This is a genomic window from Mesorhizobium sp. NZP2077 (assembly GCF_013170805.1).
Classification (GTDB): domain Bacteria; phylum Pseudomonadota; class Alphaproteobacteria; order Rhizobiales; family Rhizobiaceae; genus Mesorhizobium.
Map to the genome: position 1 here is coordinate 2,144,958 of NZ_CP051293.1, position 18,004 is coordinate 2,162,961.

The window sequence follows — 18,004 nt, forward strand, 5'->3', positions numbered from 1 at the left end:
GGCAAGACAATTGCCGATGGTGTCCTACGGCGCCGATCGCGCCAACGCGACACCCTCATCCGACGTGGGAACACGGACCCCGGTCCTAATCACTCCCGAACCATAGCTCTTGCGCGCAAAAACCTCTTTCACCAGGGGCGCAAAGAATTCCAGCGGCTTGGTCGGATAATCGGGATCGAAGCTGGACTGGTCCCATTTCTCGCAGAATTCGGCGCAATCGTCGAAATAGGCGCTGTCCCGGAAGGCCTCGCGTTTGTGCGGATTGGCGCCGACATGCTCGCCGTAATAGAGCAGCTGGAAGTCGCCGTGCTTCTCGACCACCCAGGCACATTGCTCGCGCACGAACGGCCGGATGATGGCGGCGGCGTATTCATCGTGGTTGTAAGGCGCGTAGATGTCGCCGATGTCGTGCAGCAGCGCCGACACCACCCAGTCGATGTCGGCGCCGGCATTCCAGGCCCGCGTCGCGGCCTGCAGCGAATGGCCAAGCCGCGTCACCTTGTAGCCGGACAGGGATTTGTCGAGTTCGACCATGGCCGCCAGCAGCCGGTCGGACGTGCCGGCGGCGTACTCGATCTCATGGTCGGTCAGGAAAGCATAATCCTCGCGGTCGCCATCCTTCATCTGGGTGAATTTCACGGTTTCCACTGTCGTCGCCTTCCGTTCGCCGCCTACCGGCCCAGCTCGAGATAGAGGTCTTCGCCGACGACCTCGACCGGAAATGTCCGCGCCTTGAGCTTGTCATCGACGAGGCATTTTCCCGACCTGATCTCGAACTCCCAGCCGTGCCAGGCACAGCGAACGATTTCGCCGGCGCGCTCATAGACGAACTCCGCTCGATCGGTCGGCCTGGTGGTTCCGCATACCGGCCCTTCGCAAAGTCGGCCTGCCCGGTGCGGGCAAATGTTGAGCAAGGCGGCATAGCCGTCGTCGAGCTGGAATATGCCGATGCTCATGCGGCCGAAGGCGACGATCCTGGGTTGCCCGATCGCGACCTCGTCGGCCTTGCAGGCAAAGGTGCGGCCCCGGACTGGTGTTGCTGTTGCCGTGGCCGTCATCACGCGACCCTCGCGCTGGCGGCGGGCGCCTCGATGCGCTTGTAGACCTCCAGCGCATTCAGCCCCATCACCTTGTCGCGCCAGGCCGGCGGGATGTGGATGTTGGTCGGCGCGTCAAAGTCCCAGTGCGGATAGTCGGAGGCGAAGAGCAGCGTGTTCTGGCCATCCATGTGCTCCAGCGTTTCCCAGAGATGCCGGACGTTTTGCAGCTGTTCGAGCGGCTGGGTGCTGAAGCGGATGTTGCGGCGGCAATATTCCGACGGCAGCATTTTCAGCCACGGCGTCTCCTTGCGCAGGGCCTTGAAGTTGGCATCGAGCCGCCACATCAGCGACGGCACCCACGACACGCCGCATTCGATGACGACGAAATAGAGGTCGGGATATTTCTCGAACACGCCGTTGGAAATCATGCTCACGACATGGGTCATAGCCGGCTGGCTGAGCAGCGCATGTGTTTCCCAATAATAGGTCGTCGGGCCGCTGGCGATGGCATTGTGGTTGACGCCGCCCTGGCCGCCGAAATGGATGGCGAAGGGCAACCCGACTTCGGCGCAGGCCTCGAAGATCGGATGATAGAACGGATCGCCGTAAGGGCGTTGCGAGCCGTGGCTGGCCAGCACCTGGACGATGTCCTTGTGGGCGCCGAGACGGCGGATCTCGGCCGCGGCGCCGTGCGGGTCGGTCGGCGAAATGATGATCGATCCCTTGAAGCGCCGGTCCTTGGGCAGCCACCAGTCGATCATGTAGTCGTTGTAGGCTTTCACCAGCGCGTTGGCGTAGTGGTAGTTGGCCAGCGTCGAGGCTTCGAGCGGCTCGTCGGCGGTGAGGATTGCCACGTCGATGTCATAGAGATCGAGGTGTTTCTCCCTCATGATCAGATAGTTGTCCTCCTCGGTCTGCGGGCGGATGTCGTGCCGCGAAAATCCCTCGGGATGCAGCCATGGGCGGTGGCCGTGCGGAAAGCTTCCCGCCGGTCCCGGCTTTTCGCCACGAACCAGGAAGTCGCGCCAATAGGGTTCGAGATAGGGAAGCAGGACCTCGGCACTTGACCAGTAATTGTGGACGTCGGTGTCGACGATGAACATGGGATGACCTGCCGCGGCGGATGTTTGAAAGATGCTGCAAATCTGCGCTTGAAGGCGAGACCCGGCAACGCAACCCGGCATGTGAAGTTAATCGAGGATTCCGATTAGCCATTGTCGGGCCGGGCTAAAAAGCGGTAGCCATTGTGAAGCTTTTGCTGGGTGGCCGAGATGCAGATCGAACTGCTCGACACGTTCCTGGACCTGATCGAGACCCGCAACTTCAACCGCACGGCGGAGCGGCTGGGCATCACCCAGTCGACCGTTTCGAGCCGCATCCGTTCGCTCGAGGCGCTGCTCGACAAACAGCTGTTCATCCGTGGCAAGAGCGGCACCGAACCGACCGTTGCCGGCCTCCGCTTCGAGGACCATGCACGCGCCGTCAAGCTCAGGTGGCTCGATGCGCGCCGCGAGATTCAGTCGGTCGGCAAGTTCGACCAGCTGATCCGCATCGGCATCCAGTTCGAGCTCTATGAGCGCGTGTTGGAGGGGTGGCTGGAGTGGGTGCGGACGACGCTGCCCAAACTGGCGATCTACGTCGAGATCGACTATTCGAACCAGATGATACTCGACCTGACGACCGGGAGCCTCGACCTGGCGGTGCTCTACTCGCCACAACATCTTCCCGACATGCATTACGAGCAGATCGCCGAAGAGAATTTCGTCATGGTGTCGACGCGCGGCGTCGCGTTCGACGCGGTCACGCCAGCGGACTATATCCGCGCCAACTATTCCGCCTTCTTCAATCGCGCCCACAAGCAGATGCTGCCGGAACTGGAAAACGTCCCGGTGTCGACAGGAAATGGCGGCGCCGTCGCCTACCTCTTGCGAAGCCGGGGTGGCACCGCCTTCGTCACCGAAACGGTGGCGATGAAATTGCGGCAAGAGGGCGTGGTGCAGCCGGTTGCCGATGCGCCGAAAATCTCGCATCCGATCTATTCGGCCGTGCATGTCAGGCACCACCATTCCCACACGCATCTGCGCCTGCTCAAGGCGCTCAAGCAGATGACGGCATAGTTCAATCGCCGAGTTGGGGATCGCGGCATCGAGGATCGGGTGAATCGACCAAATCGAGCCTACGCTGATTTGCCGCGAACTCCGACTCAAGCCCGCCTTCATCGCCATTTTGATCGTTTTGCGAGGCCGCTCGCTGTGCGATGGATCCTGGGATCACAACGATCCCTGCCCATTGACGGCGTTGCTCCCCTCCGGGGGGCGCTGCCGCCGGGGCAGACTTCTTATTCAGTGCGTTAAACAGATTTTGGTAGCGGGAGACCGCTACATCACAACACCCACTATTGAGGAGGCGCTCTTTTGCTATCGTCGGCATGCGGCTTGACAGCAAGTTGAAGCCATTGTTCGTGGCAAGGATGGATGGTGAGGATACCTGAATAATCAATTATTTACGAGATCTTGTGTAAAAAATCGCACACGAAAGTTCTGCTTCCTTTCTTTTTTCTAATTTTTTGGGTCGCGACCCAGGCCGAACTACATGCGCTTACGGTACAAATTCGAATGTCGGATTCGGCTTTAGGAAAGATTTGACGAGACATCGCATTTGATCCTCACCACCTACGACTGAGTTCCGAAGCCTCCGCGAGGCTATGTGCGCGATGTCCGTGTGCGTTGGGCACTTGAAGAGGCCGGATTGCCCTATCGCGTCGAGAGCACGCCATTTCGCGATCGGGGTGCAGAGCATTTCGTTTGCACCAGCCCTTCGGCCAAGTACCGTGGCTGACCGATGGAGACATCTCGATCTTCGAAGGCGGTGCGATCCTGCTATACCTCGGCGAGCGAAGTGATACGCTGATGCCTATTGACCCGCGAGGCCGCAACGAGGCCAAGGAATGGCTATTCGCGGCGCTCAACTCGGTCGAGATGGCGAGCCTGCCCTGGTCCCTGTTTCAGTTCTGCGGCCAGACCGAAGCGCCCGCATGGAAGCAGTTCGACGAGTTCCTAAAGGCGCGGCTCCGGCACATCGAGCCAATCCTAGCCGGGCGCAAATGGCTGGCTGGGACCTTCTCCGTCGCCGACATCCTCATGGCCGATGTGCTGCGCCTCGTCGATCGCTCGACGGGCTGGCGGCATATCCCGCCTGCCGCGCCTATGTCGCACGCGCCATGACCCGCCCATCCTTTGTGAAGGCATACGCGGACCAGATGGCGCATTTTGCTGCTCAAGACTAACGGGCCAGCGCGAAAGCCCTAAGCCACATTTGACGAGCATTCAACGACGAATGGCTGGCTCCTCGAGCGTGGGATTGCGGCCATATTAGCTTGAGTGCATATTCCGATGGCCGGGAACTTTCCATTCCCGGGAACGGCTTGGTGCCAAAGGGGGGGAGTTATGACGGCTAATGTACAAATGCCGGTGAAGAGCCGCGACATTCACAACCACCACATGAATTCGACGACATGGGACAATTTTAAGTTCCGAGATGACGATATCATCCTGGCGACCTATGCAAAATCCGGCACGACCTGGACACAGCAAATACTGGCACAATTGATTTTCAACGGCGCCGAGGGCATCGAAATCTCGAAGCTATCACCCTGGTACGATCTGCGCATTATGCCGCCAGAGGCGCTGGCCGCACTGGAGGGGCAAACGCATCGCCGCTTCGTCAAAACCCATTTGCCAGTGGACGCTCTGGTGTTTTCGCCAAAGGCTAAATACCTCTACGTCGCTCGCGACGGCCGCGATATGGTGTGGAGCCTCTACAACCACCATCTCAACGCCAACGAACATTGGTACGGCGCCTTGAACAACACGCCGGGACGGGTCGGCCCGCCGATCGACCCGCCGCCCGGCGACATCGCTAAATACTTTCGCGATTGGCTGGAGAAGGACGGCTATCCCTTCTGGTCATTTTGGGAAAACGTGCGCTCCTGGTGGGAAATCCGCGACCTACCCAACGTGAAACTCCTCCACTTCAATGATCTGAAGCGAGACCTTCCCGGCACGATCAGACGCATCGCAGGATTTCTCGACATCGGGATCGACGACTCGGCCTTCCCGGCAATCGTCGAGCACTGCACTTTCGACTACATGAAATCACACGCTGAATCGGTGACCCCGCTGGGCGGCATGCTATGGGAGGGCGGGGCCCAGACCTTTATCCACAAGGGCACCAATGGCCGCTGGAAGGGCGTGCTGACGTCGGCTGATATCTCCGCCTATGAACTCACGGCCGAACGCGAACTCGGCCGAGAATGCGCGCAATGGCTGGAGCGTGGCAAGCAAACATGAACGAGCCGACAAACCCCATCAAAGCGTACGAAGGCTATGGTTCCGTCAGCTGATTGGAGCCTCACCAGCGCGCGTTTCTGCCGGCCGCTCTCCTACACCGCCGAAGCTTCCCTTTAATTGTGGTTGTCCAACAAAAGGGCAAGCTTTCTGGTTGCGGCGCTTTCTACAATCAGTTCCTCCAAACCGCTGTCGCCGACGCGCGATTTGTTGACGCGACGCCTGATTACACGGAGCGCTTCAGATATCGAAACTGCGGTGGTCTTCGCGTGATCATCCAGATATCGGCCGACTTCAATCACGGCATCTGCATCGATGTCGAATGGCAATTCTCGCATGGCACCCTCCCGCGCGGCACCCGAACCCTGCGAGCATACAACTGCCAGCCAAACGCAGCATCATCAATAAGGAGGAAGCCCGCGCCTCAATTTCACAATGACGATTGCAGGCTGGGATTCAGCCATAACGATGGTGACGCTATGCTGCCGCCCAGACCATAGATCCTACCGGAACGCTTAAGCTGCTGAATGTCTGGTATGCGGCCTCAGTTCGGTCGCCTTGATCCAGAATTGTTTCGCCCAATAGCAGACATTCGAAAACCGCACTTGTTGGTCGGCAGCGCGCCACAGAACGAGACATAGTCAGGCGTACCGCCCATGGCCCCGAAAACCGTTAACGCACGCACGCGCGCCGAAAGCGCGGAGCTTTCTAGTCCCGAGCTTTGGGGGTAGTGTGCGTGTGCGGAATATCTTCGCGGCTATCGCGCGCCGGAAACCCTGCACTTGCGCGAAATTCGGTGCATTCCGTGTATCGAGGGGAGCGGGGCGACCGAATGACAACCTTTGTTATGGTGCACGGCGCGTGGCATGGTGGGTGGTGTTGGCGAAAGGTCGCTCAGTCACTGAAGGTGCCGGGCAGCGATCTGTATACCCCCACCCTTACCGGCCTCGGTGAGCGAGCACATCTCGCCTCTCCAGACATCGACCTGGAAACGCACATTTGCGATGTGCTCGGTGTGCTGGAGACCGAGGACTTGAGAGATGTTGTCCTAGTTGGACACAGTTACGCGGGAATCGTGGTCTCGGCAGCCGCGGACAGGGCGGCCAGCCGGATAGCGCGAGTTGTCTATCTCGACGCCATCGTTCCCCGCGACGGCCAGTGCCTGTACGACTGTGCATCGGCGCAGGCCAGGGACTATTTCGAGGAGCAGGCGCGAGTCGGGGGTGAGGGCTGGCGCATCCCCGCCAGCGCGGCGACCGTGCAATTCCTCGGGTTGAAGGAAGAAGAGGACGTCCGTTGGGTAATCCCAAGGCTTACCGCGCACCCGATCCGCACTTTCAGGGAGCCGGTCAAACTGAGTGCGGGTTTCCAATGGGTGCCACGGACCTACGTCAATTGCATCGGCGATAAACCACTTGGCCAGCCAAAGAGCGCGCAAGCCGCTGATATCGAGGACTACCACGAGTTGCGGACGGGACACGACGCCATGGTGACCGCACCAGACGATGTCGCCGAGTTGCTGAGCCGGATCGCGGAGGACATCACCGCCTAGCCCGGGGCATCGGCGGACGCGCCGCAATCTGCTCGAACCTGAACGGCCGCTCGGCACAATTGCGAAAGACGCCACTTAGCCAACGGCGACATTGGTCAAACTGCGACGCCTACCGAAGCCTACCGAAGCCAGGCCAAGGACCGCAGCTTTTGCAAATTGGCTGCCTAAAGCGATCAGACTGGCGCCGCCCCAAAGCGGCCGGTCGGCATCGTGTCAGGAGTGGAGCCTGCGAAGCATCAAATGGTGAGCTGACAGCGGCTCAGGGCCTGCGACCCGATCGACGCCAGATATCCGGCGATCCATTTGTTTACCACGGTGCCGGAGGGGCGCGTGACTTGCCGGGCACCGACAAGGAATTCGAGACTGTCGACCGCGCATGTTTCCTGATCTCTTTGCGCTCGATTGGCGGGATCGATACCCCTTATCCAATGCGCCAGCCACTGCGGGATCTTACGAATATGTATTCCAGCGGAAATGCGCGGGAAACAAAAATGGCTCATTGCTTCGGGCAGAATGGAGTCATCTCAATGAACAGGATCGCTGAAACCTTCTGGATTGCTGCCGCGCTGGTTCTGGGCGCGGCCCTTGCAGCCGTCGCGGTACCGATCGTTGCCATCGTTTGCTTTTTGGCGCTCGCGCTTCCTGTGGCGATGCGGAGGGTTCATCGTCACCGCTATTGTGGCGATTTCATTTCTCCCTCCACTCGAAAAGGCCCGGCTAGTTGGTCCCGCCTTGCTCCGACCATAGAGACGACCTACACCGTGGTTGGGCGATCGTAGCCCTGTAAGGGTGTCTGCGGCTGCAACGATGGCCGTTGCCGCGATGGCGCGGGATACGTTTCGGACACTGCCGCATCGAACTGGCGTTCTGGGTATCGCCCGCAATAAAGAGCACAATGAATGTTGGATGAAAGTGCCCAGGAGCCGCTTGCGATTCCATTGGCTCCACAAGCTGACAGATTCGGCGGAAACGACGGCCTTGCGTTCCAAGGCGCGGCTGGCCTGCATCCGGAACCACCACGTGCATCCGTCGTCGGGTCACTCGATGGCATTGGCGCAATTGGCCTGCACGACTTTATTGCGCAGCAGTTTTCCATGCCGGAGGGCATGTGCGGGCGTGCGGCCGGGGCAGTCATGGGTCTGATAAATCACCTGCCCAACAGGCGGGCCATCGAACGATTGGACATCGGCGAGCAGGATGACGTGCTTGAAATAGGGTTTGGGCCTGGTTGGGCGCTCAAGAAAATGGCCAGACTTGCGCACGGCGGCACGATTACAGGGGTGGATCGGTCGCCGACGATGGTTCGTCAGGCCCAAATTCGAAATCGAGCCGCAATTCAAGACGGAAAGCTGAAATTGATCCACGGCACCTTCGAGCGGCTGCCAGTGGAAAGCGCCTCAATGGACAAGATTCTGGCTGTCAACGTGATTTACTTCTGCTCGCCGACCGGAACCGCCTTGGCGGAAGCCCACAGGGTTCTGCGTCCAGGCGGAACAATGTCGATCTACGCGACAGATTGCTCTTCAATGAAGAGGTTGCAATTCGTTGGCCCCGAAACCCGACAAACATTTGATCCAAAAGGACTTGAGGATTTCCTCGGCAGGAGCGCATTTGCGTCGGATCAAATCGATATTCAAGTGATTTGGTTGCCATTCGGCTTTCGCGGCCTGGTGGCGCGACTGTGCAAGCGGTGACTTGGTGTACAGGGTGTACCGCGCGCCAACTGACCATCTTCGAAGCACCAGCGTGGCCGTTGCCAACCACAATGACGGCACCGATTGCCGCCATGACTGGGCCCAAGAAAGGGCGGATCCCATCTGCCACGCCGATCGGTGCCAACCAGGGATTCACCCTGACCAAGCCCGGTAGCCTGAAAGGCTCCGCCTGCTCTGCGGAGGGCAAATGCCCAATAACGCGCGATTGCGACTGCTGGTAGCCGGTGCTTTCGCAGCCATTGTCGTTGGGGTTGGTTATTATGTCCTCGGCGAGCATCGATCACACCGGCAAGGAGAAGAAGCAACGCTGCAGCAACTGGTGGATAAAGCGCTGCGGCAGGGGTGCCTCGATGACTTGAACGCCACGCTTTCCATCCCGCAGAGCCACCCTTATGAAGTCGCGAACTGCCTCCGAATGGGTATTTAAGCGAAGCGGAGGTGAAAAGTCGGGAGGATAAACTTGGCATCCCACTGCACTAGACTCAGGAAATTTTGGCCCGGCAGTCCGATACGTCTTCGGCATCGAAGAAACAGATGCTGACGGACACTCATGCAACGGTGATGGGTCATTCAGGGCCAGATTCAGATCCTGGGCGGCTGTATCGCATCTGACACGTGAAGGGCCAAAATTTTTGGTGATCCGTCGTGCCTGGGCCTGTGTGATCCCGTGCTTCCTGGCGAAATAGGCGGGTTCACAGGGTTTTTGCACTTCCGGCTAGCGCCATCTTTTCTTCGTGTCGACTGGCAGAGGACGAACAGCTCCGGCCGAAAACGTGTATTTGGCAAAAGGGATCCGGCTTGTGAGCGGTATGCCCATATCCAAATCGACCGCCGAAATCGCCTTCAGAATCCTGATGTTGGGATGGCGTTCGGGCCGTCTGATCGTGATCTTCTGTTCCGAGCGTGCCAGGTTTTTTCATGCAGCTAAAGAAATCGCCAGGCAGGTTGGTTCCTTGGTAAATCCGAACATCGTTTCAGAAACCTTTCCAGCCGAGTTGAGGCTAGCGGTCCGTTGGGCTGGTCATGCCTCTCAGGTCCATTGGAACAACAATGCCATGCCGAACGTCGGGGGTTGTCAAGTGACAGGAACAATTCATGCCCTGCGGGCAAGAGCTGGGAACGGCGAGAACCGCTGGGCGCGCTCTTGGGAGTCGCATATGAATACCAGGCGGCGGCTTTTACGGCCGAGGGCGCTGGTACTAGGTCCGTAACGCACCGATGACGGACGGGCGGATGATGAACGGGAGGGTAACGAACAATCGGTTCGTGGGAGAACCGATCCGCATACTCGTAGAGCGTGGGTGTCAGCGTGATCGGACCTGCGGGTCGTAGCGATCCGCACCTCCCCATCCAGCCAGACAAGCTCCTGCAGGAAAACCGGCTATCGTCGGTTGGAATGGACGGGGTGTTCGCAGCGCGCGGCAATAGATTTTTGAACGGAGATTGGGTCCGCGCGAGCCCGCCCATGCCCGATGTGCACCAACTGGTCGGGTGCGGTGAACGGAAATGGGGCCGACATCAAGCAGCGCGTAAGCCTGAAGATTCTCGGACGAAGTCCGGTGGAGCGCCAGATCGCGTTCGCGCAGGAGTGCGGGTGGCGTGATTTGAATTTCGTCCAGACAGCGGGAGATGACTATGCTCGTGATCTTGGCCTCATCAACGCCGACGGGAGTGAGAACCTGAGAACCCAGCTCTCTGTGTGTTTAAGCGCGACGGCGACCGAGTGCGCCTATTCTGGGCCAGCGAAATGTCGGCCGACATGGCCGATCCTGGCCAGGATCCTCGCGATGCTCCGACATCGCTTCGCTTTGGTCCATCCTGGATCTAACTCCCGGCGGTCGCGGAACAGATTGGTATCCGAAGCTCAGCTATTAGAGGATTCCGCCGAGCTTGGCTTGACCGCTGAAGAGCAGCGGAACGAAATTCGCTACGTTGGCAAATCGCCACGTCCAACCTCAGGCTTGCGCCCCGCTCGCGGTAATCAGTGCCACCTGTATCTGCGGTCCATCTGGCGCTCATATCTGAAGTCCTCAAAAACCCCAGCCGCGGTCCGGACCAAAAGGCACACCAGATCGTGCCCCGGATAGGGGTGCCATTTGACTGGCGAATGGTAGACCGCCTCGGCGGCAATGACAGAGCCCAGCTCGCCAAAGTCACTGCTTGCGATCATGGCAAGCCACTTGGCCAGGGTTGTCCGCGCCGCCGTACCGAGAGCGGTGTCGTCTAGTCGTCGAGAGTATCGCGGATTTGGAGGCCTTTATGCGAAGGATTCGTTTCAGTAGCCATGGCCAACTCTTCCTTCCTTGGAGGATAAGATAGGGCTGTTCCAAGGACGAATGGCGCCGACGCATTCCAACATCAAGGATGAATTACTGCTCGCAGGACGCGCAGGCCTCGGCTCGGCGCGCACCAACCGATGCGAGATTCATACGGAGAATAGGGCTGCCTAACCACCTCTTTATCAATACTTCACCATAGGGACAACGGTCGCGGAACCTTTCTGATTGCTGCGGACTTCTGGGATTCAGTGCGAATCCAACCAAATGAAGGGGCCTCCGCATGAAAGTCACTGCAGCAGGTATCGACCGGATCAAGATCGGCAATGCGGACGCGAGCGGCCGCGGCGCGCAATTCGTCGTTTGGCTTTATCTTCAAGTCGACGAAGGCGGGACACAGACCGGTCAGGAACTGGTGGTGTCCGTGCCGTACGACGCGCATATGACGTTCGACGATCTCGCCTCCCAAGCTTTCGAGAAGGGGCACGCTATGCTTCGCGCCTGCTGCGAGGTAGACGAGTCCATGTGGTGGAAGCAGTTCAATCGCAGCCTTGCGCCACTGCCCGAATGGACATCAGGTGCGCAGTAGCCGGCAGAACCTTTGTTGCCGCTACGCGGCGGCAACGTCGCTACTCTAAAGGCTGGAATCTTTGCCATTCTTCTCGTCGATCTGAACGATCAGGTTGCGTCATTGGCGGACATTCGAAGCAGAAACTTCCGCCTTCACTGACATAGCCGCCGCCTTGGCGTGGGCGAGTAGCGGCCAATCCTGCTCTACCGGGTTTAGTTCAGCAACCGACTTCCTGAAGGCCTCCCGCACGATGTCGAAATCACAAGCGGAGAATTGTCCGTTATTGTCCACAATGGCAGCCCTCACGCAACGGATACCCTTCAATAATTTCGTCGAATTCGCTGGTTCAAGATCACTCGATTGTACGTTTTTAACAAAATCGCGGTGTGCTTACTTGCCTGCCATCCCGATGACGGGCTTTTACAATTCTCCCGGAACAAGACGAGTATACGGTTGCCGGTTGATGCCGGCGGCAAACCCGAGCCGTAGCCATCTAGGGGACCGTACGGAATCTTAATACTTCAAGCTCACCGTACCTGTCTGGATTAGACAGGCGATATCCGATTGCGTGGCCTGCGATTACCCAATCCCGGTCGCGCTTCGAATGCCTACCGCATTGGAATGGACCCATCAGAATGCGCGACGTCACTCCTTGTCGACCGCACCCAAGAACCTTGGGATGGGCGGGCACGACGGCGCTCGCGATGGGAGGCAGCAATCAAAGCCTCTTTCTGATAGCCGCCCTTTTTGTCGGCCAAGGGAATATTCCCGGTCAAGGAAGCGCAGCGGTCCCGTTGCTCGTTGTTGGTCTGCTTCTTAGTTGGGCTGCGGCGCCGGCGTGGACCGAATTGGTTCTCATGTGGCCAAACCGCGTTGGCGGTATCTCTGCAGCGTGCGCGGAAGCTTTCCGGCCCTACAGTCCCGTCCTCTCTGCCTTGACAGGCACCTGCTACTGGTGGGGTTGGGTCCCAACGTGCGGACTGACCGCGGTTCTTTCAGCGTCCGCAATCCAGCAATGGTACCTGCCGGGCATCCCCGTGGAGGCGGTCGCCTGCGCGCTCATCGGGTTTTTTACGGCGGTCAACCTGTGTGGAATCAAGTGGGTGGTACGACTGGCGATGCCGATCGCTACATTCTCCGCGATGCTTGCGTTTCTGTCATCCTTTATCCCGGTCATTAGCGGCGCGGTTGACTGGCGGCAGGCGACTGACTTTACACTGACAAGTCCGTTTGCCGGGCTGTTCGGCAACATCACGTCGGTAATGGCAGGACTATATCTGATCGGATTCGCCGCGCCGGCGTTTGAGGCCGCAGCTTGCCATGTTGGGGAAACCATCGACCCTAACCGCAATATTCCTCGCGCGATGTTGGCCAGCGCGGGAATGGCCGGCATCTATTTCTTCGTCCTGCCGGTTGTTTGGTTGGGTGTGCTTGGGCCAGGGCCGCTCGGCACGGACCTCGCGGTGGTCCTCGGCCCCACGTTTGCTCCCCTATTGGGCAGTTTTGGCAAAGCCGCTGCCATCTGGTTTATCATGTTGAACATGTTTCATGGAACGTTGCAGCCCCTGGCAGGCGCCGCGCGGACCCTTGCGCAACTGAGCGAAGACGGCCTGCTGCCGAGGTTCCTGGCCAGCCGCACCGCAACGGATTGTCCATGGGCGGCAACGCTGCTCACTGCTGGCGCAGCCATAGGTTTCATGCTGTGCGGATACCCGCTCTGGATGATTGCTGCGGCCAATTTTACCTATCTGATTAGCATCTGCATGCCCAACATCGCAGTCTGGCTCTTGCGCCGAGACCATCCCGATGCCAAGCGACCCTTCCATGCTCCCAGGGGAACGATCGTCCTTGGCTTAGGGGCGGCGGCAATATGGCTATTGACCGCCGTACTGGGATTCCAGCAGTTTGGCCTTCCTACTGTATTGTTCGGTCTGGCATTGGCATATTCGGGCGCTGCGCTTTACGCGTGGCGCGCTATTGAGGATCGGCACGCACTGGGTCTACCCTTGCTGGCGCGCACGCTTCACCTGAAGCTCACCGGAGCCATGCTTTTTGTGCTCGTGCTTGACGGTGCCGGTTATTTCTTGGCAATCAGCAGCGTTTCCCACGTGCAGGCTCCACTGATCGCAGCGCTGGAGGACATATTTGTTGTCGTCGCGCTACTGACCATCAGCGTCGGCCTGGTTTTGCCGGGAATGATTACTCATTCGGCAAGCGAGGTGACCAATGCAGCGAAGCGTTTGACATCCGGAACGTTAAAGGACTTCTCTCTCGCCATGGCTGCTCTGGGGCGAGGAGACCTCGACGCGGCGCACGCCTCGGTGAACATCTTACCGGTGAGGGTAAACTCTCGGGACGAACTCGGAGAGATGGCCGAAAGCTTCAACCTCCTGCAAGATGAAGTGAAAGAGGCCGCCCACGGCCTGGACGAGGCGCGCGAGAATATGCACTTAGCGCGCACGGAACTGATGGCACGGCACCAGAAAATCGAGCATCTTGCACATCACGATACCCTCACCGGTCTGGCGAACCGCACCTCGCTGGCATCGCACCTGGCCAGGACGCTCGAGCAGGCAAGAGCATCGCACAGCAGCTTTGCCGTTCTCAGCATCGACCTTGACCATTTTAAAGAGGCCAACGACGTTTTTGGGCACGCGGCCGGCGACGATCTTCTGTGCGCCATCTCCCGGCGCCTTGAAGCTGCGGCGCCCGAAGCCTTTATCGCCCGCATGGGTGGCGACGAATTCACACTTATCCTGTCCATGGATGAACAGCCCGCTGGAGCCCAGGAAGTCGCCGACCGTCTGTTCGAATCGGCGGCAGGCGAATTCGAAATCCGGCGCCAGCACATTTCCATCGGACTGAGCATCGGCGCGGCGATCTATCCGAGGGACGGCGAGAATGCGGCGGCGCTATTGGCAAATGCCGACGCCGCGCTCTACCGAGCCAAGGCGGACGGTCGTCGAATGCTGCAGTTCTTCGATCCTGAAATGGACAGGCGGCTAAGAGAACGTTACGCCTTGCAGCGAGATTTGCGTTCGGCAATCGCACATGGCGAACTTGTGCTCCACTATCAGCCGCAAGCTCGGATAGACGGCGAAATCTTTGGTTTTGAGGCACTCGCCCGGTGGCACCATCCAAGACATGGACTCGTCTCGCCGACGGCGTTTGTCCCCCTTGCCGAACAGGATGGCACGATCGTTGAAATAGGTGAATGGACGCTCCGGCAGGCATGCAAGGAGGCCGCCTCCTGGGCCGTGCCCCTGCAAATCGCCGTCAATCTTTCCCCTGTGCAATTCCGTTTCGGGGACCTGGTGGGGCTCGTTCATTCGATCCTCTACGAGACCGGCCTTACGCCGGGACGCCTGGAATTGGAAATCACCGAAGGGGTTCTCATCCGTGATCGGGCAACCGCGTTGTCGGTTTTGCGGCGATTGAAGGCATTGGGCGTCAGGATCTCCATGGATGATTTTGGAACCGGATATGCTTCCCTTTCCTCGCTACAGGCGTTTCCATTCGACAAGATCAAGATTGATCGCAGTTTCGTTTCCGGCGTCAACTCGAATGCCCAGTCCGCCGCCATCGTACGAACGATTCTCAGCCTGGGAAATGCGCTGACCTTGCCTGTCATCGCAGAGGGCGTTGAAACAGAAGACGAGCGTGTTTTCTTGATGACGGAAGGATGTCCCGAGATTCAGGGTTATCTCGTGGGGCACCCGCATCCAATAGCGCTCTATGAAGAAGTGACGAATGGCTTGGGTACCCGATCAAAATTCTCTGGTGAAAAACAGGATTCGGAAGTTGCTTTGCGCAAGCGAGCAAATGTTGCCAGCTAGCCTAGAAACCTGTCTTACGGTCTTCTACCTGAGCGCTGTCATAGCAATTGCCTAGGGCCCCAATTGTTACACGCCTTCCTGCCTATGCCGTCCTTCAGGGACAAAGCTTCTGGGCTCGGTCGGGAAGCCACAAGGTGACGCTCGACCATTATCAGGCGGTTTGGAAAAGCCTAAAGGCCCCCCGCCGACCCAGGCCCGCGCCCATGACGTGGCGATGCGCCCCACGCACCAGAATCGTAAAAAATAGAGCAAAGTTAGAATGTCCGCCTTACCAAGGCAACGTTCAAGAAAGAATGGCTAACAGCGGCTAAGCAGCTCCGAACGACCATTAGCTTTTAGCTCCACGACATGTCCGCTTTCGGTGCTCAGTCGAAGCGGTACGAACGCCCTAAATGCTGAAGGGTTTCGGGTGCCGGCAGGCGTCGTCTAATCGCAGCCGATAATGCAAGCCCTTTTTTCAGCCCTTTTTGCCACACGAAGTGTCGTATGCCGGGAGCACGGTCGTCTTCGCAGTCGATATGATGTCGCTGCATGATGGGTCTCCACGGAACGGCCCTTCCACTGTACGAAGCGCACGCGTCAAGATGGCTTGACGGTGCAACGCCTGTTCTCGGAATGGGCCAGCTCACGTCCCGGCAGGGACGTCTCGGCGCAATCGACGGTAAAAATTTATGCTGTAGCGGTCGTCCGACTGAACAGTTCACCTGATTTCAGCATGGCATGCATGATGACCGCCAGCTTCCGGGCGACGGCGACAGCGGCCCGCTTGAACCCGAGTTTCTCACGAAGTTTGAGCCCCCAGGTTCGCAATTCACTTTCCTCATGAGTGCGCGTCAAGATCACGGTCGCGGCCTCATACAGAAGAGCTCGCAGATTGGCGTCACCACGTCTTGAGATATGTCCGTCATAGTCGACCTCGCCAGATTGATATCGCCGCGTGGTCAAACCAATCCACGCACCCACGGATCGTGACTTGGCGAAGTTGGAGGGATCTTCAATCGCCGTGGTAAAGGTGGTTGCGGTCACGACGCCGATGCCGGGTATCGTCATCAAGAGCTGGCATGCTTGGCTCTCGCGCGCCGCAGACGTGAGTTGACGCCCCAGTTCAGCGGCTCTTGCTCGCATGGTGCGCCATGCCTCCAATATTGGAAGAATAATTCGTGCTAGTCCCTATGATTGCTGGGCCTGAGGGCGGCCCGTCATCCGATATGCAACGGTACGAGGGTTAAGCCGGCTGGCCGGCGCAGAGCCTCATGCATAGGAGACGGGCCATATGGACCATATCAGATTTGTCGGTTTGGATATTCACAAGGAACGGATCTCAGTCGCGGTGGCGGAGAGCGGACGCTCCGGCTCGGTGGAATATCTCGGCGAGATTGCCAATGATGCTGATACCATCAGCAAGCTGTGCGATCGTCTCAGGCGGTCCGGCAAGCCACTGGCGTTTTGTTATGAGGCCGGCCCGTGCGGCTATGGCGTTCATCGCTAACTCACGCGCCTCGGCCATCGGTGCGACGTGGTGGCGCCATCGCTGATTCCGCGGAAGCCTGGCGATCGGGTGAAGACGAACCGTCGCGACGCCACCATGCTCGCCCGCCTTCATCGGGCCGGAGAGTTGACCCCAGTCTGGGTGCCGACGCCGATCATGAAGCCATGCGCGACCTGATCCGGTTGCGCAGCGTCGTGCGACAGGTGGTGACGCGAGCGCGCCAACATCTTCAAGGATTTCTGCTGCGTCACGGGCGCAAGCATGAGCGCGGGACGGCCTGGCGAAAGGCTTACCGGCGATGGCTTTCGACATTGGCCTTCGACCATCCCGCTCAGCAGATCGCATTTCAGGACTACGTCGATGCTGTCATGGATGCGGAACGGCGCCTGCAGCAGGTCGAGGAACAGATACTCAGCCTGCTCCCGGAATGGAACCAGCGCCCGGTCGTTGACGCCTTGCAGGCGATGCGCGGCATCGCGCTGATTAATGCCGTGGTGCTGGTCGCGGAGGTCGGTGACTTCACACGCTTCTCAAACCCACGCCAGCTCATGGCCTATTTTGGCCTGGTCCCCGGAGAACAATCGAGTGGTGAGACCGTCTGGCGCGGCGGCATCACCAAGACCGGCAACACTCATGCCCGGCGCGCGCTGGTCGAAGGCGCCTGGGCTTACCGGATGAGAGCGCGCATCGGCCGGCACAAGGTCGACCGGATCGAGGCGCTGCCGAAAGTCGTTCGCGATATCGGGTGGAAAGCGCAAGTTCGACTGTGCACCCGATATCGTCGGCTGAGCGCGCGCGGCAAGAATGCGAACGTCGTCAATGTCGCCATCGCACGCGAGATGGTGGGCTTCATCTGGTCGATCGCCTGCACGGTTCAATCCGCGCCAAAGACGGCGTGACCACTATTTGACAGACAGCCAGCAGAGGAGACCACAACACAGGATCAGCCTCGGCGCGATATGCGGCGCTGGAGGCGGGACAATGCCGGGGAGCCCTCGTCTCCACTATGAGCCTCGACGCTCGCCACCTAGACAGAGGCAGCCCCAAACGAAACCAGGTCATGCGGCCCGACCCGCGGATGAGAGATTGTTGACCGACGTTCAAGTCCCGCCTCTTGCACCTCATATCCGCCGTACAAGTGCCTCGACCGCCGATCCGGATCGGCGGGCCGCAGCTTAT

The 18,004-nt window shown here is 59.0% G+C and carries 13 protein-coding genes and 3 pseudogenes; 11 read left to right on the forward strand and 5 right to left on the reverse strand.

The features are described 5' to 3' along the window. Nucleotides 1-24: 24 nt before the first annotated feature. From HGP13_RS10480 to HGP13_RS10490, 3 genes are read right to left on the reverse strand one after another with little or no spacing between them, the layout of a single operon-like run. Nucleotides 25-648, reverse strand: coding sequence for an HD domain-containing protein (locus HGP13_RS10480; RefSeq protein ID WP_172224898.1), 624 nt, complete (start codon nucleotides 646-648; stop codon nucleotides 25-27). Between the two features lie 23 nt (nucleotides 649-671). Beyond that, nucleotides 672-1,058, reverse strand: coding sequence for a Rieske (2Fe-2S) protein (locus HGP13_RS10485; protein ID WP_172224901.1), 387 nt, complete (start codon nucleotides 1,056-1,058; stop codon nucleotides 672-674). Beyond that, on the reverse strand, nucleotides 1,058-2,143 hold the full coding sequence (locus HGP13_RS10490) for an amidohydrolase family protein (RefSeq protein WP_172224904.1): 1,086 nt from the start codon (nucleotides 2,141-2,143) through the stop codon (nucleotides 1,058-1,060). The genes HGP13_RS10485 and HGP13_RS10490 overlap by 1 nt, the downstream gene beginning before the upstream one ends. 168 nt (nucleotides 2,144-2,311) lie before the next feature. Between HGP13_RS10490 and HGP13_RS10495 the strand changes: the two genes are divergently transcribed. The 3 genes and pseudogenes from HGP13_RS10495 to HGP13_RS10505 all read left to right on the forward strand — a co-directional run bounded on the left by HGP13_RS10495 (nucleotide 2,312) and on the right by HGP13_RS10505 (nucleotide 5,389). Beyond that, entirely contained in the window at nucleotides 2,312-3,157 is an 846-nt protein-coding gene (locus HGP13_RS10495) for a LysR family transcriptional regulator (RefSeq protein WP_172224907.1), read from the forward strand. 589 nt (nucleotides 3,158-3,746) lie between these two features. Beyond that, nucleotides 3,747-4,326, forward strand: a pseudogene (locus HGP13_RS10500) (glutathione S-transferase family protein). A 160-nt stretch (nucleotides 4,327-4,486) separates the two neighbouring features. After that, on the forward strand, nucleotides 4,487-5,389 hold the full coding sequence (locus tag HGP13_RS10505; protein ID WP_172224910.1) for a sulfotransferase domain-containing protein: 903 nt from the start codon (nucleotides 4,487-4,489) through the stop codon (nucleotides 5,387-5,389). 113 nt (nucleotides 5,390-5,502) lie between these two features. On the opposite strand, the gene HGP13_RS10510 is transcribed toward HGP13_RS10505, so the two are convergent. Further along, entirely contained in the window at nucleotides 5,503-5,724 is a 222-nt protein-coding gene (locus tag HGP13_RS10510; RefSeq protein ID WP_172224913.1) for a hypothetical protein, read from the reverse strand. Nucleotides 5,725-6,218: 494 nt separating this feature from the next. Here HGP13_RS10510 and HGP13_RS10515 point away from each other — a divergent pair, with 494 nt between their 5' ends. The 7 genes from HGP13_RS10515 to HGP13_RS10545 all read left to right on the forward strand — a co-directional run bounded on the left by HGP13_RS10515 (nucleotide 6,219) and on the right by HGP13_RS10545 (nucleotide 15,336). Further along, on the forward strand, nucleotides 6,219-6,938 hold the full coding sequence (locus HGP13_RS10515) for an alpha/beta fold hydrolase (RefSeq protein WP_172224916.1): 720 nt from the start codon (nucleotides 6,219-6,221) through the stop codon (nucleotides 6,936-6,938). A 335-nt stretch (nucleotides 6,939-7,273) separates the two neighbouring features. Then, the gene (locus HGP13_RS10520) at nucleotides 7,274-7,717 is read left to right on the forward strand and encodes a hypothetical protein (protein WP_172224919.1); all 444 of its coding nucleotides are present in this window, start codon (nucleotides 7,274-7,276) and stop codon (nucleotides 7,715-7,717) included. Nucleotides 7,718-7,837: 120 nt separating this feature from the next. Next, on the forward strand, nucleotides 7,838-8,632 hold the full coding sequence (locus HGP13_RS10525) for a class I SAM-dependent methyltransferase (RefSeq protein WP_172224922.1): 795 nt from the start codon (nucleotides 7,838-7,840) through the stop codon (nucleotides 8,630-8,632). Nucleotides 8,633-8,840: 208 nt separating this feature from the next. After that, nucleotides 8,841-9,080, forward strand: coding sequence for a hypothetical protein (locus HGP13_RS10530; RefSeq protein ID WP_172224925.1), 240 nt, complete (start codon nucleotides 8,841-8,843; stop codon nucleotides 9,078-9,080). A gap of 1,045 nt (nucleotides 9,081-10,125) precedes the next feature. Next, nucleotides 10,126-10,740, forward strand: coding sequence for a DUF899 family protein (locus HGP13_RS10535; RefSeq protein WP_246707326.1), 615 nt, complete (start codon nucleotides 10,126-10,128; stop codon nucleotides 10,738-10,740). A 472-nt stretch (nucleotides 10,741-11,212) separates the two neighbouring features. After that, a complete protein-coding gene (locus HGP13_RS10540) occupies nucleotides 11,213-11,518 on the forward strand; it encodes a hypothetical protein (RefSeq protein WP_172224928.1) in 306 nt (101 codons plus the stop codon). A gap of 617 nt (nucleotides 11,519-12,135) precedes the next feature. Continuing rightward, nucleotides 12,136-15,336 (forward strand): amino acid permease, encoded by a 3,201-nt coding sequence (locus HGP13_RS10545; protein WP_172224931.1) that lies wholly within the window; start codon nucleotides 12,136-12,138, stop codon nucleotides 15,334-15,336. Between the two features lie 669 nt (nucleotides 15,337-16,005). On the opposite strand, the pseudogene HGP13_RS10550 reads toward HGP13_RS10545, so the two are convergent. Beyond that, nucleotides 16,006-16,506 (reverse strand): annotated as a pseudogene (locus HGP13_RS10550) (IS110 family transposase); the annotation flags it as partial. 103 nt (nucleotides 16,507-16,609) lie between these two features. On the opposite strand from HGP13_RS10550, the pseudogene HGP13_RS10555 reads away from it, so the two are divergent. Continuing rightward, nucleotides 16,610-17,724 (forward strand): annotated as a pseudogene (locus tag HGP13_RS10555) (IS110 family transposase). Nucleotides 17,725-18,004 lie beyond the last annotated feature (280 nt).

Bases quoted from the DNA above. Each gene is read 5' to 3' on its own strand.
- HGP13_RS10485 (WP_172224901.1), bottom strand. From the start codon at position 1,058: ATGACGGCCACGGCAACAGCAACACCAGTCCGGGGCCGCACCTTTGCC.
- HGP13_RS10490 (WP_172224904.1), bottom strand. From the start codon at position 2,143: ATGTTCATCGTCGACACCGACGTCCACAATTACTGGTCAAGTGCCGAG.
- HGP13_RS10495 (WP_172224907.1), top strand. From the start codon at position 2,312: ATGCAGATCGAACTGCTCGACACGTTCCTGGACCTGATCGAGACCCGC.
- HGP13_RS10505 (WP_172224910.1), top strand. From the start codon at position 4,487: ATGACGGCTAATGTACAAATGCCGGTGAAGAGCCGCGACATTCACAAC.
- HGP13_RS10510 (WP_172224913.1), bottom strand. From the start codon at position 5,724: ATGCGAGAATTGCCATTCGACATCGATGCAGATGCCGTGATTGAAGTC.
- HGP13_RS10515 (WP_172224916.1), top strand. From the start codon at position 6,219: ATGACAACCTTTGTTATGGTGCACGGCGCGTGGCATGGTGGGTGGTGT.
- HGP13_RS10525 (WP_172224922.1), top strand. From the start codon at position 7,838: ATGTTGGATGAAAGTGCCCAGGAGCCGCTTGCGATTCCATTGGCTCCA.
- HGP13_RS10530 (WP_172224925.1), top strand. From the start codon at position 8,841: ATGCCCAATAACGCGCGATTGCGACTGCTGGTAGCCGGTGCTTTCGCA.
- HGP13_RS10535 (WP_246707326.1), top strand. From the start codon at position 10,126: ATGTGCACCAACTGGTCGGGTGCGGTGAACGGAAATGGGGCCGACATC.
- HGP13_RS10540 (WP_172224928.1), top strand. From the start codon at position 11,213: ATGAAAGTCACTGCAGCAGGTATCGACCGGATCAAGATCGGCAATGCG.
- HGP13_RS10545 (WP_172224931.1), top strand. From the start codon at position 12,136: ATGCGCGACGTCACTCCTTGTCGACCGCACCCAAGAACCTTGGGATGG.